Below are 14,334 nucleotides of genomic sequence, written 5' to 3'. Positions count from 1 at the left end.
TATAAGAAATCTCAGCTTGAAAACAGAAATCAACTGGCTTCTTATTTCTTAGAAGATCTTTTCTAATCAAAATCAAAAAAGGACCATAAATATGGTCCCTTCATGTATACTAATTTTTTAAATTCTTACTTCTTTGCTTGAACGTCTTTGATTCCAACTGAACCAATAAGGAATTTCTTATTTGTCGTGAAGTGAAGTTTCTTCGCCTCATTGTTCTCAAATAAAAGTTTCCAATCACGTCCTTCTTTTTCAACTTTTAGATCATAGTCTTTCTTTGTTTTCTTAAGAGCATGAACTAGAGTTGTCATGGTAATGTCCCCGCCATAATTAACGTTAACATTCTCTGCTCTAAGAGCAACCACATCGTAACCACTTCTCTTTACGATCGTTACTCCCTTTTCCATTTCAGAAGGAGTGAACTCAACGTGATCAAGAAGCTTACCTTTTGCACTTAGCTCTTTCTTGTAGATTTTTACAACAGACTCTGTTGCATCATCTGTTTGAAGACCAATTTTGTAGATATTGTTATCATCATCATTGGTAATAGTCGCAAGAACATGGTCCTTTGCTTGAATCGATTGCAGTGTTCCCAAAAGCAATGACAAAAACAAACTGGTTTTGATTAAATTACTCATCCTCGACTCTCCCTTGTTGCGGCCATTATAGCTTGGGCCAGATTATAAACAAGCGAGTGTGAAATTATTCCCGAGGGACAAAGTGTCCCCAGGGATTTTTCTTAAGGGATACTAACTTAAGGTATTGAAAATAATAGGCCCACCGACATGCTTAAACTCATCATCGGCAAGGTTTTGATAGTCGTAATCTTCTAGCTGATTTCTAAGAATAAGCGAGATATAGTCCTCAACTCCATAAATTTCACTGAGTCCAAAAGAAGAGATAAAGGCCTCGATCTTAGGATTTATCTCGTCAGTGAACTTCATATCCTTCATATAGAGAGAGCTGAACTCTTTCAACTCACTAATCTTCACACCCATTTTCTGGGCCCCTTCTTCCTCGAATTTCCCTAGAGTGAAGTTGATAAAGCTTGAGATCATCACGGCCTCAAAATCAATACTTGCTATATCGTAGTTCAAATAGAAAGTGTCAGAGAGTTTTCCCTCTCCTGTAAGAGCAAGATAGGCATCTCTAAAACTCTTAATGAATGGGAGAAGTGAAACTAGAAGATTGGCATTACTATTCATTGATTGCCATGTTTCAACACTATCAACACCGATAGCATCTCCCCCATGGTCTCTGGTTTGGACAGAGTAATTGAAAGTGTCATCGAGAACTTCTTCAAAATAAGCTCCTAAGAACTTGTCATCAAACTCATCCATACCAAAGCTTGCAAGTTCCTTCTTAAGACGCTTTTGAACAAGAGAAACAAGAGAATTTCCAATTTTATAAATCTCAGAAAAATCAAAGTAATCAAAGAGACTTTCATCAGCAAAGTTTCGCTTAGACTTCGCGTAGCTTAGACCAAGATTAACAAGTGCTTTGACCTTGCGGCCGACACGAGTCATGGCAACTGGTCCATCTTTCATCACTCCAGAAAATTCCATATTACCATTTAGGAGTCTAATAAAATTAAAGTGGAGATAGTGGAATCTCTCTTCATCTTCTACCTTAGAAAGCTCCGATGTGATAAGCTCACGACCACTTTCAAAGGCCACAAGAGAGTTTTGATGAAGAGTTTGAATCTTTCCAAGATCATCGATAGCGGCCTTAAGCTTTTCTTTCTTTGTAATAAAGACATCAATATGACCAATACTTGGAAATGAATTTACCATCTCTAGAGAATCAAAATAATCGACGAAACCATAGTCAGCAAGACGTCCCTTCTTAAAACGGTACTCTTCTTCAGATAGAGACATAAAGCCATCAGAAACAACTCTAAAGAGGTGTTGATAGGCCTTCTCAACTCCGAGCTCTGTATACAAGTCTTTTATAAGCTGTCTCACTTCATCGACAATGGCACAATCCTCATCAAATTCAACGAGAAGAAGATTGTCTTCTGTTAGGAAGTAATTATCGTGATCTGGGTACATTGGATCTTCAACATCAAATGTCCAAATATTAAATCGTCCTTTTAAGAAAATAAGAAACTCAGTCGACGTTCCAAATTCAAAACGAATTTTATCCTCAGGACACTTGGCAACGGCCATGACCCATGGCTCAAACTCGGCAGTATCAAGATTGTCCTTCTTCCAAAGGTCGAGATCATAGAAAACCGTTCGCTGCTCTTTTGAAAGAAGAGTCAATGAGTGTGTTTTCATCTCAATCGGAAGCTGTCTCATAGTCACATAAAGTGGTTGGACAGGAAGATTGGCAAGAGACTTTCCTTCAGAAATGTAGGACTCAATTAAGTCCATCGATGTATAGGCCTTAGACTCTTTTAGAACTAGCTCGATAACATCTTTTGTTGAAGTTAGACTCTTCTCTTTTTTCTCACTCATGACATACCTTTTTTCTTATTTTGAAACTTCAATTTCTATTACAAAAACGGCGACTTAGCAATTTAATGGGCCATCTATTTTTGGCCATAGAATTCCTAAGTCACTATAAATTCATTCACTCATTCAATAACTTTTATATATCAGCAAGTTACATGGCATAATACCTAGTAATACACTCAAGCATTTTACTTATTTTGACGAAAAGTAACACGATGAAGCAAGCTATCCAAGGCCTCTTTTTAACTTTGGTCCTTCTCTTGAACTTTGAGAATCCAAGGGCCCAACATTACTACTTACAAAAGAGTAGTCTGGATACTTCTGCGCCGACATATTCATATAATGGTAGCGCTAAGAGAAAACGCAATAGGACATTAAGAAAATTTCGAAATAAATATGGTCTTGAGTCCTATGAAGAGTATGATTTTAAGGCCTGTCAGCAATATCAAAAGGATGACGCTAACGAGAAATACTATATTAGCTGTCATGAGGGTCAACTCGTTCAGGATGAGAACTTTGAAAAGTTAATCGGCGCAACAAAGGCCATTGAGGCAAAGACCTACAAAGACAATCTCTTACATGAGCTTAAAGCTCACACTGTTAGTGAACTCGAAAGAAATATCAATAATCTCTCACTAATCAAGAAGTGCAGCAGCGATAGCAAGGCCGATGCCCAGTGTCCACAACTCCTATCGAAAATGCTTGAAGTCATGAAGACACAACTTCCTCAAATGAGAGCAACAATGGCCATGATGAAAGAGCCTATCAAAATGCGTGGCTACACAGGACCTCCTTATAGAACTCGAATAGAGCACGAAGTTCCAACTGGAGATATCCCTAACTTAACGAAGAATGAAATAGAAAAGGTCAAAGAAACGGCCGATGCTATTAAATATCAATTTCAACAAGACTGGTTTGCTAAGAATGCAGCAAGTAATCGCTGTATCGAAAACTTAAGTCCTACTTCCTATCAGTTTAAGAAGTCTGCTAATATCTCAGGCTACTCTTGTCAGGGCTATAATCAGCAAAAGCTCGATAATGATGTCAAAAGACAATTCAAAGACTTTAGAAAGAAATTAGAGAAGAACTATTTCACACTCATTTCACAAAACCCTATTCTTGCTCATCTCAATCTCACGGGTGAAGAAAGTCAAAAAGACAAACTCACTGAAGTTAATCGTGTTGTCACGAAACTTCTCGATCAGTCCAAGCAGTCTCTCGATGGCATAAAAGACTTAGATGGAGACGAGCTCTCAAGCCTCATAAGAAAAGATAGTATTGTTGAGAGCTACCTACAAAAACAAGGTCCTTCTGAAGTGCTTTGCGATGTTTCCCAGTCACTCAAAGACGAGGAAGACTTTGAAGAACTAAAAACAGATATCTTCCTGGCCGGAGGGGCGCTCATCGGTGGAGGGATCTGTGCTTTTACGGCCGGAATTGGCTGTGTCATAGGAGTTGGTGTTGCAACTGAAGCAGTAGGAATAGCGGTTGCACAAGATCGTTATGAAGACGCTGAACTCTCATTTAACTCAGGCCTTAGTAGTGCTGAAAACTATGATGATCGAAAATTTGAAAGAGACTTTACACTTTTATTAGCTCCTCTCTCAGCAGCAGGAGATCTCATTGGTAAGGGTGCTAAGATTGGTGCAAAGGCCTATAAATATTCTCCAGACGGATCAAGTTTTGATACGGATTTTATAGGAATTCGCCAAAGAGATAAGTTTCGTAGTCAAACCGACTTTAGGTCTCAGAGAGTGCCAAAGAATAAAACGGCCTTTATCAATAAATATGAAGGCCTCATCCTCGCCTCGCCTAAACTTAATGGACGATGGATAGAAACTGCCAAATCGCAAAATGCGGGTCTCTATCTTGATATAGAGAATGCCGCTCTTAAGAGACTAAATGATACAATTGGAGATAAGAGTTATGTCACGGCCTTAACCAATCTCCATAAGGACCTTGTCTCTTCTCGAATAAATGAGATGCTCAAGAAGTACCCTGGTGTAGATATTGAGGTTTACTCTGATTTTAAATCAGTCCGCTATGCCTTTATGCCCAAGGATATGTCTCAAGAGATGAAAGATGCCTTAATGAAAGATCTCAACGCTGTTTATAAAGAGGCAAATACAGAGTATGCCAATATGGTGAAATCTCTCGATGGTATTCCGGCCAAAGAAGACCCTGATCAGTGGTTTCAAGGAGGCCTAGGTCTAAGTGCAGACCAAGCTGGTCAAACAGCTAAGAAGGCGAGGTCTCTTTCTCGTCCAGCTCAACTTACGCGCTTTGACGATATCAAATCCCTCATTGCTGAAGATGTAAAAACTATTCAAAGTTTTACTTCATCCCTAGACTCCACTCATCCTCTATCAAAGGCTAACCTTGTAGAGACAATTCCAGGTACTTCAAAGCAAACTGTTAGCCTACCGGTATTTGAAGTAATCAGAAAAGTTAAGGCCCCAACTAATGAAGAACTTGCAGTTTTTAAAAGTGAGTATCTCAAAGAAACTGGTGAAGCTCTTAATAATCGTCAGGCGGCACAGGCCCTTTCTTCAAGAAGGCTGGCCAATGAACTAGAAACAAAGTTTGGGGCTAAACTCACTCCAGAGCAAGCTCAAGAGCTTTTCACTTATTCAAATAAACTCGATTCTCTGACTCCTGGACTATGGGTAAAAGAAAGAGTTAGCGCCAATCTCAACGAGGCCAATTTTGGCGGGATGTCTGGAGATGTCACAGGCATGGGCGCGAGAAATATTCGCCAAGTGGCCTATGATTTGGCCACGCAAAGTGATGGTGATCCAGCAAAAGTGATAGCCGCTACCAGACGTGGTGAACAGAATGTCACACAAGTATTTGATGATATCAAAAATAACTTTAAAACAACTGTTAAAGAAGTTCTTGATGAAAGAGGTATTGGTTTTAAAGATCCTTGTAGTGGTGATGACTGTGTGATGATTCCAGAAAAGCAGCTCTCAACTGCTGATGAGAACGCCCTTGTTGAGGCCTTTGCTAAACAAGGCAACCCTTCTCAGTATCGTCTCAGTTTTATTCCAAAGGGAGTCAAGGGAGCTGACAGAACGAACTTAGCCGTACATGGGGAATTAGTTGAAAAGGAATTAAGAAAGAGACTCATTGGAGTTAGCTCTTCAAAGATTGATCAACAAAAACTTTCACAACTCACTATGGCCACAAGAATGCCGGCACAGATTAATGAAGGAAATGTTCAATTGGTTCTAGGCATTGGTAAAGAAACAAAGCTTAGTGCAAAAGAGAGAAAACTCATTGAGGATACTCTTCCTGCGGCCATTCAAAAAGTTAATCAAGACCTGGCCCAAGAGGCACCAGATAAAGTTTTTCAATATGGCACTGGTGGAATTGATTGGATAGAATAATCCTTTTATTTGGCATCTTTAGTTATTTAAAAAAGTTTTAGCTGCTTATCAGAAAGAGGATTCTTCTGCTCTCTTTCGATCTTATAATCTTCCACATAGTCAAAGTACTCTTTCGTCTTTCTTGCCAAAATTCTATCCCAGTATTCAAAACCTTCTTCTTGAGACTGTGGTGAAGTTGTATCGAGCCATTTGATAATGTCTTTTTTTGCCAAATGGATAGGACAACGATCGTGTCCCGCCTGCTCGACTTCTAAAGGCGGCTCATCTGTGATCACGGCAAATGAATAGAAGTGTTGATGACTTTGATTATCTATCCACTTATCATAGAGGCAAGGAACATAGAGAGATTCAGCATGAGTGGGATGAAAACCGATAAGAACTTTCTTTCCATCGCGCTCAACCCACTCGTAGAATTTCTTCATAATAAAAACACCATGCTGCTTACCAATAAGACGTGACCAGGTCTTTCTTCTTGTCAGTGAATCTCTGCGGGCATTAAAGACATTATACTTATTGGGAACCTCTTCTAAGGAGCCAGCTGGCCTGACTCTATAGCGCATTGGTAGAACCAAGATTTCTTGATTATTGTAAATAGAAACTGGTGCAAACGATCCAGGAAAGACCTTGCCATCACTGCCCATCCTCTTAAAAATTTTGCTATTTTCATTGGATAAAGTTTTGAAATTATTAAATTCTCCCTTAAGGAATTTCGCTCCAAACTCTTCTGATATATGATTTAATTGTGTAAGTCCCTGAATTAAAAAGCACATAAGTTCTATTATTTTTAGCAAAAACATGACTTAAATCATGTCTTAGTCGTTGATTCATGTTAGATTGTAAATATATCTGTATTAGATTAATTATAACACACAAAGCATATTAAAGGATTCCTATGAGAAAGGTGAAAGAAGCTGATAAATGTCAAAATTGTCCATCTAAAGGTCAAGGCGTATTTTGCGACCTTGAGACTCCGGAACTAGACGAGCTTTCTCAACATAAAGTCACAAACCTTTATAAAAAAGGTCAAACACTATTTGTTCAAGGGAATCACCCATTTGGACTCTACTGTGTGAACTCAGGAAATATCAAAGTGACTAAGACTGGTCCAGATGGAAAGGAATCAATTGTTAGAATTGTAAAAGGTGGAGATGTACTAGGACATAGAAGTCTTTTTACTTCTGATTACTACACAGCGACTGCTACAGCGATTGAAGATACAAAAGTTTGTTTTATCGACAAGAAGTATATTCTTAAAATGATGCAAGATGAGCCTTCTGTTTCTCTTCACATCATTAATAAGCTAAGCCGTGATATGGGTGCGGCCGAGAATAAGGTGAGCTCTTTTCACCAAAAGAATGTGAGAGAAAGACTCGCAGAGCTCCTACTGCTCTTAAAAGAATCTCACGGTGAAAAAGTAGAAGAGAATAAATATAGACTCAATATCAAACTCACTCGTGAAGAGATGGCCACAATGATTGGAACAGCAAATGAAACTCTGATCAGATTCATCTCAGAGTTCAAAGACGAAGGACTCATTGAGCAAGATGGTAAGATCATCATCATTGCTAATGAAGAAAGGCTTATTGATTGGGCCAACGTCACGTACTAGTTAATAATCTAAGAAATTTTTATAAAAAAACTGATCTATCGCATGTTTAAGTCAGTGTAGATTTACTACACTGACGTTATGAAAGTAATAAAAAATATGGTGACAAGTATCGAACAAAAAATTATCCAGGAACTAACTGATAAAGGGGAACGTATCACCTATACGGCCACTTCAAATCTCTTCTATGAAGGGCAAGTTCCCGTCGTCGCCTACCTTATACTTTCTGGTAATGTTCACCTAATGAAAAGCAAAAAAATCAAGAGTACTATTGGACCAGGGTCATTAATTGGAGTCAAAGAATTGATGAAGAATGAAGCTGTCGAGTTCTCTGCCATGATAATGCCTGAAACAGAAGTTTGCTTTCTGTCTCGCAGTGATATTTTTGAAATCATCGATGAGAACTCGGAATTATCCGAGCACATCAGTCAGTTACTAACAGCTTAAAACTTAACTCTTTTTCTGATCTAGATCATGTAATTTTGATCCTTCGGTAGTTACTATGGATAGGTAACAAGGGAAACGTATATGAAAAAAATTGTTTTATTTTCACAACTTGAAGAAGAATCATTAAATCAACTTAAAAAAATTAAGTCTCATATGAATGTTGCAGACTTTGAGTTTCACCTTGTGCACTGTCATAAGATTCAAGTCTATATGAATGAGCTTTCGATTTATTCGTATCCAGGTGAAGAACAGTTTGAAGAACTGAAAAATGCGACAGATAATATATTAAAACAATTTGCAAATGAACTAGGACTCAAAAACTTTTCGGTACACTCCTTTATTGATGCTGATCCAAAAAGTCGATGTGTGACTTTCTTAGAAGATATCGATGCAGATCTCTGTGTTGTTGCGACAAAAGGCAAGAAAGGCCTTGAGGGATTCTTTGAAAGTTCTTTTTCTAGTCAAATGAATAAATACGCTCCTTGTGATGTCTTGGTTCTAAGACCAATAAAGTAAGAAGAGATTAAGGGCAAAAAAGAGAATGGAAATTCAAGGGCAAAAACAGACATTACTTAAGTGTGATCACTGTGAGGAAACAATTCCAAAAGATATGGAAATTGTCTCGCAGGATCATGTATTCTGTTGCCACGGGTGTAAAACAGTTTATTCAATTCTTGGTTCTAATAACCTCCAAGATTTCTATAAAATTCGAGATGATGAAGGTGCAAAGATTGCTCCAGTAAATAAGAAAGTCCAAGACTTCTCTTATATGGACGATGATTCCTTTATTTCAGAATTCGTTATGACAAAGAATGGTATTTCAACAGTTAAATTCTATATTGAAGGAATTCACTGTATGGCCTGTCTTTGGCTCATAGAAAAAACACCATCCTTTATTCAAGGTCTCACAAGTGCACGACTTAATATTGGTGATAATACTGCGGTTTTTGAATTTACAGAACAAACAAAGATTTCAGAACTTGCCAATGCGCTTACAAGATTAGGTTATGCCCCTCACCCACTAAAGATGAATGAAAGCTCTTATAATCTTCAAAAAAGAGAAGAGAGAACTGAACTTCTTAGAATCGGGCTGGCCGGTGCCTCGATGGGAAATATTATGCTCTATGCAATTTCAAATTATGCTGGAGCTGATGGATTTTACAGAATTCTTTTTAACTGGATTAGTTTTGCTATAGCTATCCCAGTTATTTTCTATAGTGCGATTCCATTCTATAAGACATCTTTACAGGCCATAAGAATGAGAACACTCTCAATTGATATACCCTTATCAATTGCAATGTTAGGAGGTTTCTTCTTCTCAACAGCCTCAATGTTAACTGGTGGAGACGCACTTTACTTTGACTCAATCACTGCCCTTGTATTTTTGATTCTTTTAAGTCGCTACTTTGTTAAGAAGGCAACTCAGTCAGGACTTAATGCTAAGGGATTGCAAACTTTCTTCACAAATACTGGAGTTCTAAAAGAAGTTGATGGCAAGTTTAAATCTGTTCACGGAAAGTATATCTCTCAAGGTGATAGAGTTAAAATCCTTAGTGGAGAGAAGATTATCTTTGATGTTGAGCTAGATTCAGATAAGGCCGTCATTGATAACTCGATCATTACAGGAGAGAGTAAGCCACAAGAAGTCATTGCTGGAGAAACTCTCAATGCTGGCTCAATTAATATTGGTCCTGAAATTACTGCAATTGTCAGAACAATAGGCGAGCAAACAAGAATTGGTAAAATCATTAAAGAGATTGAAGCAAGCTCAAAGGGACAAGGAAAGACTGTTCTTAGAGCAGATAAAATTGCAAAATACTTTATTGCTCTCGTTCTCATCCTGACTACTTATATTGGGATTTATTCTTATATCCAATATGGATTACACGAAGCGATCGCGCGAGCATTAGCTGTCATTATCATCAGTTGCCCTTGTGCTCTTGCTATGGCAACACCTCTTTCATTTATTAAGTCTTTAGGGCAACTCAAGTCATCTGGTGTTCTCGTTAAGAATGAGAGTGTTCTTGAGAATATAAATGAAGTTAAGCATATCATTCTCGACAAAACAGGGACACTGACAGAGGGACGTTTTGAAGTTCTCGATTTTAAAAATATGAGTTCAATGCGTGATCTTGAAATTCACTCTATAGCAAATGCTTTAGAGGCCAGATCAATTCACCCTATCGCTCTTTCTTTAAAAGAGTATTTTAATCGATACAGATTAGAGTCATTTTCAATAGAAAACTTTCAAATCATTAATGGTCTTGGAATAAAGGCGACAATTGATGGCGTGAGCTACTTCCTAGGTAAGGTCAATAAGGCCCATAGAGATGAGTCACTCTCTCAAATGACACTCGTTGGTCTCTATAATGAAGAGACTAAAGAAATTATGGCAACTTATGCCCTTGGCGATAAGCTTAAGGATGGGGCCATTGAAAAAGTTGAAGAACTCTTGGCCAAAGGATTTAGTCTCCACATTGCCAGTGGCGACAATGAAGGTGTAGTTCGCAGTCTAGGAAAAGACTTAGGCATTAAGTCGGAGAATCTTCATGCTGAACAGTCTCCAGAAGATAAGGCCCACCTTATCGCGACTCTCAAGGAGTCTGGAAAGGTTCTAATGGTGGGAGATGGAGCTAATGATGCTCTCGCTCTTCAAAAAGCAGATGTTGGAATTGCTGTCGGTGGTGCAGTTGATCTCTCTTTGAGAGCTAGTGATATTTTTCTATCGACTTCAGATATTAAAGTTATCAGTAAGTTAATTACAACAGCTGCCGAAACTAACAAAGTCATAATCAGAAATTTTGCGTTCTCTATCGCCTATAATACAGCAGGTGTCCTCTTAGCACTAAATGGATATGTCTCGCCTCTTCTGGCGGCCATCTTCATGCCACTAAGTTCAGTTACAGTTGTTTTATCAAGTTTTATGGGAACACGCAGATTAAATAAGTGCTTCAAGGTTCAACAAGGAGATCTTAAATGAATATCATCTATTTTCTTCTTCCTCTTGCCTTAGTACTTGGTGGTGTATTCGTGGCCTTCTTTATCTGGGCCACTAAGAATGGTCAGTATGACGACCTCGATACTCCAGCAAAAAGAATGTTATTTGATGATGAAAACCATACAAATTAGTCTCATAAAAAAGGAAGGAAGGTTATGAGTACAAGTTCTAACACAGGTCATTTGGAGGAATTCTCTTATAATGACAAAATCACAAAGTGGTTTGTTGGTGCCACTATGCTATGGGGAGTTGTAGCATTACTTCTAGGAGTAATCATTGCATTCCAACTAGCATACTGGAAGTTTAATCTTGGGCTAGAATGGACAACATTCGGACGTCTTAGACCACTTCATACCAACGCAGCTATTTTTGCCTTTGTCGGTAACGCCATTTTCGCTGGTGTTTACTATTCAACACAGAGGCTTTGTAAGGCAAGGATCTTCAACGACATGCTTAGTTGGGTCCATTTTTGGGGATGGCAGTTAATTATTGTTTCTGCCGCCGTAACACTCCCTCTTGGTATCACTACTGGGAAAGAGTACGCAGAGCTAGAATGGCCAATTGATATTGCCATTGCTCTTATCTGGGTTGTTTTCGCAATTAACTTCTTTGGAACGTTAATTAAGAGAAGAGAAAAGCACATCTACGTTGCACTTTGGTTCTACATTGCCACGATTGTAACAGTTGCTGTTCTTCACATTGTGAACTCAATTTCACTACCTGTTGATCTTATGAAATCTTACCCAGTGTACGCTGGTGTTCAAGATGCACTTGTTCAATGGTGGTATGGTCACAATGCTGTTGCCTTCTTCTTAACAACACCATTTCTTGGTCTGATGTACTACTTCATTCCTAAAGCGGCCAATAGACCAGTTTATTCTTATAGACTATCTATTATCCACTTTTGGTCACTAGTATTTATCTACATTTGGGCCGGTCCTCACCACCTACTCTATTCAGCAATTCCTGATTGGGTACAAACACTTGGTATGACATTCTCAGTAATCCTTTGGATGCCATCTTGGGGTGGAATGATCAACGGTCTTCTTACACTTAGAGGTGTTTGGGACAAAGTTAGAACTGAGCCAGTTCTTAAGTTTATGGCCACAGGTGTAACATTCTACGGGATGGCAACATTTGAAGGTCCACTACTTTCAATCAAATCTGTTAACTACCTTGGTCACTTCACTGACTGGGTTGTTGGTCACGTTCACGCCGGAACAATCGGTTGGAACTATATGATGACTGCTGGGATGCTTTACTTCCTAGTACCAAAATTATGGAAGACTCACCTCTTCTCTAAGAAACTTGCTAACGCACAATTCTGGACAGCAACTATTGGTCTACTCCTTTATATGATGTCTATGTGGGCAGCCGGTATTACTCAAGGTCTTATGTGGAGACAAATCGACGAAGCAGGTAGACTTGTTTACCCTAACTTCATCGAAACAGTTGTTAAGATTGTTCCAATGTACTGGGTACGTGCCTTTGGTGGTGTTCTAGTTCTTCTAGGATTCATCCTAATGGTTTACAACCTAGTTAAGACTATTCAATTTGCAAATGCACAGAATGCAAATAAAGAAGAAGATGTTTATGCAGCAGCACCACTAAGTGCAGCACAAGATGAGCCACATGCTGACGCTCACAGAAAACTTGAAGGTCTACCAATGCTCTTCACTGTTTTAACTCTTCTTGCCATTCTCGTAGGTGGTATCGTTGAGATCACTCCATCACTACTTTCTGATAAGTTTGTGGAAAAAGCTCCACACATCAAGCCATACACTCCTCTTGAGATTGCTGGTCGTGATGTTTATATCAAAGAAGGTTGTTACGTATGTCACTCTCAACATATTAGACCTACAGCTTCTGAGAAGTTGAGATATGGTGATCCATCTGTTGCAGCTGAATCAGTTTACGATCGTCCATTCCAGTGGGGATCAAGAAGAATTGGTCCAGACTTAGCAAGAGTTGGTGGAAAGTATAACGATATGTGGCACTACAGACACATGATTAACCCAAGAGATGTGACTCCAAAGTCAATCATGCCTAACTACAGCTGGCTAACTAAGAATAAGACAAACTTCAAAGTTATCCAGAAGAAGCTAAAAGTTATGGCAGCACTTGGTGTTCCTTACACTGAAGAGCAAATTGCAAATGCTTACAACGACGCTTACAAGCAAGCTGAAGAAATTACAAAAGGCTTAACTGAGCACGGTGTTCCAATGAGTATGGCAAACAAAGAGATCATCCCTCTTATTGCTTACCTACAACGTTTAGGAGCTGATTCTGCGAAGGCGAAAGCTGAACAAGCAGAACAGGAGTAATCATGAAAAAAGAAGTAATAGCTAGTATGGACATGAGTATCTTACCAACTATCGGGCTACTATTATTTCTGGCCGTCTTCATAGGAGTCTTCTTATGGAGCTTCAGAAAAGGAAGTAAGCTGACTTACGAAGAGGCCGGACTAAAGGCTCTTGAAGACGGAGAAGTCGTTAATTCAAAAGGAGAATTGCAATGAGCAATGATAACGGTGGAAAAGAAAATCTGATCCTACAAGATGATGAAAAACATCTTGTACTCGATCACGATTATGATGGAATCCACGAGCTGAACCACCCTCTTCCAAGTTGGTGGACGGGAACATGGATCCTATCATTTGTATTCTGTGTTCCATACTTCATGTACTACGTCATGATGGATGGTCCAACTTTAACAGATGAATATAATACAGAGATGGCAAAAATTAATAAGGTCATCGAAGCAGAAGTGGCAAAGAGCTCTAACTTTAGTGTTGAAATGTACAACACTTGGGTTGCTAAGAATGACGGTGTAAACAAAGGTAAAGTTGTTTACGATGAAAACTGTCTTTCATGTCACATGGATGGTGGAGCTGGAGATATCGGTCCAAACTTAACTGATAACTACTGGATCCACGCTAAAGGAACTCCTGAAACTATCTACCCTGTTGTTGTCAAAGGTGTAGAAGAAAACGGAATGCCTGCATGGGGAGAAGTTCTTTCTAAAGAAGATATGATGGCCGTTGTGTCATATGTTATGTCTCTAAAAGGAACAAACCCACCAAATGCTAAAGAACCTCAAGGTGAATTAGTAGAATAGTTTGACTGGGATCAATCTTTTTATACTGCAAAAGTAGTATAATAAGGTTGATCCCAGATCTTTATTATTCACCCGCATATTAGAAAAGAAGAAACTATGAGTAAAAAAAATCAATTCGACCTTCATGAATCAAGACTAGGAACAACAGCTTCTGATGGGCACAGGATTTTCCTTCACCCTGAAGATGTCAAAGGGTTTTGGCGAACGAAGAGAAACCAATTCTACTGGTTCTTGATTTTTCTCTACCTGATCCTACCTTGGATTAATATTGGTGGAAAACAATCAATCCTCTTAGATATTGGTGCAAGAGAATTTACTTTTTTT

The 14,334-nt window shown here is 38.8% G+C and carries 12 protein-coding genes and 1 pseudogene; 10 read left to right on the top strand and 3 right to left on the bottom strand.

Annotated elements, in window-relative coordinates; all coding sequences use genetic code 11:
• Positions 1–125: 125 nt before the first annotated feature.
• Both M901_RS14515 and M901_RS14510 read right to left on the bottom strand, forming a co-directional pair.
• The gene (locus M901_RS14515) at positions 126–635 is read right to left on the bottom strand and encodes a hypothetical protein (protein WP_021278964.1); all 510 of its coding nucleotides are present in this window, start codon (positions 633–635) and stop codon (positions 126–128) included.
• Between the two features lie 111 nt (positions 636–746).
• Entirely contained in the window at positions 747–2,456 is a 1,710-nt protein-coding gene (locus tag M901_RS14510) for a DUF6178 family protein (protein WP_021278953.1), read from the bottom strand.
• Between the two features lie 212 nt (positions 2,457–2,668).
• Here M901_RS14510 and M901_RS14505 point away from each other — a divergent pair, with 212 nt between their 5' ends.
• On the top strand, positions 2,669–5,842 hold the full coding sequence (locus tag M901_RS14505) for a hypothetical protein (RefSeq protein WP_021278956.1): 3,174 nt from the start codon (positions 2,669–2,671) through the stop codon (positions 5,840–5,842).
• A gap of 26 nt (positions 5,843–5,868) precedes the next feature.
• Here M901_RS14505 and M901_RS16820 read toward each other — a convergent pair whose 3' ends face one another.
• Positions 5,869–6,612: an SOS response-associated peptidase family protein gene (locus tag M901_RS16820; protein ID WP_021278961.1), complete on the bottom strand. Its 744-nt coding sequence runs from the start codon at positions 6,610–6,612 to the stop codon at positions 5,869–5,871.
• 122 nt (positions 6,613–6,734) lie between these two features.
• Between M901_RS16820 and M901_RS14495 the strand changes: the two genes are divergently transcribed.
• The 9 genes and pseudogenes from M901_RS14495 to M901_RS14460 form a co-directional block, all read left to right on the top strand.
• Positions 6,735–7,451, top strand: a complete 717-nt coding sequence (locus M901_RS14495; protein ID WP_021278963.1) for a Crp/Fnr family transcriptional regulator — start codon at positions 6,735–6,737, stop codon at positions 7,449–7,451.
• Positions 7,452–7,529: 78 nt separating this feature from the next.
• Complete coding sequence (locus M901_RS14490; protein ID WP_081653476.1) at positions 7,530–7,895, top strand: Crp/Fnr family transcriptional regulator; 366 nt, start codon at positions 7,530–7,532, stop codon at positions 7,893–7,895.
• An 81-nt stretch (positions 7,896–7,976) separates the two neighbouring features.
• Positions 7,977–8,411 carry a universal stress protein gene (locus M901_RS14485; protein WP_021278962.1) on the top strand — a complete coding sequence of 145 codons (435 nt, stop codon included), beginning with the start codon at positions 7,977–7,979 and terminating at the stop codon, positions 8,409–8,411.
• Positions 8,412–8,436: 25 nt separating this feature from the next.
• A complete protein-coding gene (locus tag M901_RS14480; protein ID WP_021278958.1) occupies positions 8,437–10,875 on the top strand; it encodes a heavy metal translocating P-type ATPase in 2,439 nt (812 codons plus the stop codon).
• Positions 10,872–11,024, top strand: a complete 153-nt coding sequence (ccoS, locus tag M901_RS17155) for a cbb3-type cytochrome oxidase assembly protein CcoS (RefSeq protein ID WP_021278954.1) — start codon at positions 10,872–10,874, stop codon at positions 11,022–11,024. The genes M901_RS14480 and ccoS overlap by 4 nt, the downstream gene beginning before the upstream one ends.
• Before the next feature lie 24 nt (positions 11,025–11,048).
• A complete protein-coding gene (ccoN, locus tag M901_RS14475) occupies positions 11,049–13,217 on the top strand; it encodes a cytochrome-c oxidase, cbb3-type subunit I (RefSeq protein ID WP_021278952.1) in 2,169 nt (722 codons plus the stop codon).
• Between the two features lie 2 nt (positions 13,218–13,219).
• A complete protein-coding gene (locus tag M901_RS14470; protein WP_034722463.1) occupies positions 13,220–13,411 on the top strand; it encodes a cbb3-type cytochrome c oxidase subunit 3 in 192 nt (63 codons plus the stop codon).
• Positions 13,408–14,010 (top strand): c-type cytochrome, encoded by a 603-nt coding sequence (locus M901_RS14465; protein ID WP_021278957.1) that lies wholly within the window; start codon positions 13,408–13,410, stop codon positions 14,008–14,010. Before M901_RS14470 ends, M901_RS14465 begins: the two co-directional genes overlap by 4 nt.
• Positions 14,011–14,106: 96 nt before the next feature.
• Positions 14,107–14,334 (top strand): annotated as a pseudogene (locus M901_RS14460) (hypothetical protein); the annotation flags it as partial.

This window comes from Bacteriovorax sp. DB6_IX (assembly GCF_000447775.1).
In the GTDB taxonomy this organism is placed as follows: domain Bacteria; phylum Bdellovibrionota; class Bacteriovoracia; order Bacteriovoracales; family Bacteriovoracaceae; genus Halobacteriovorax_A.
Note: the sequence above shows the minus strand (reverse complement) of the source record. Positions and strands in the feature narration are given on the sequence as shown.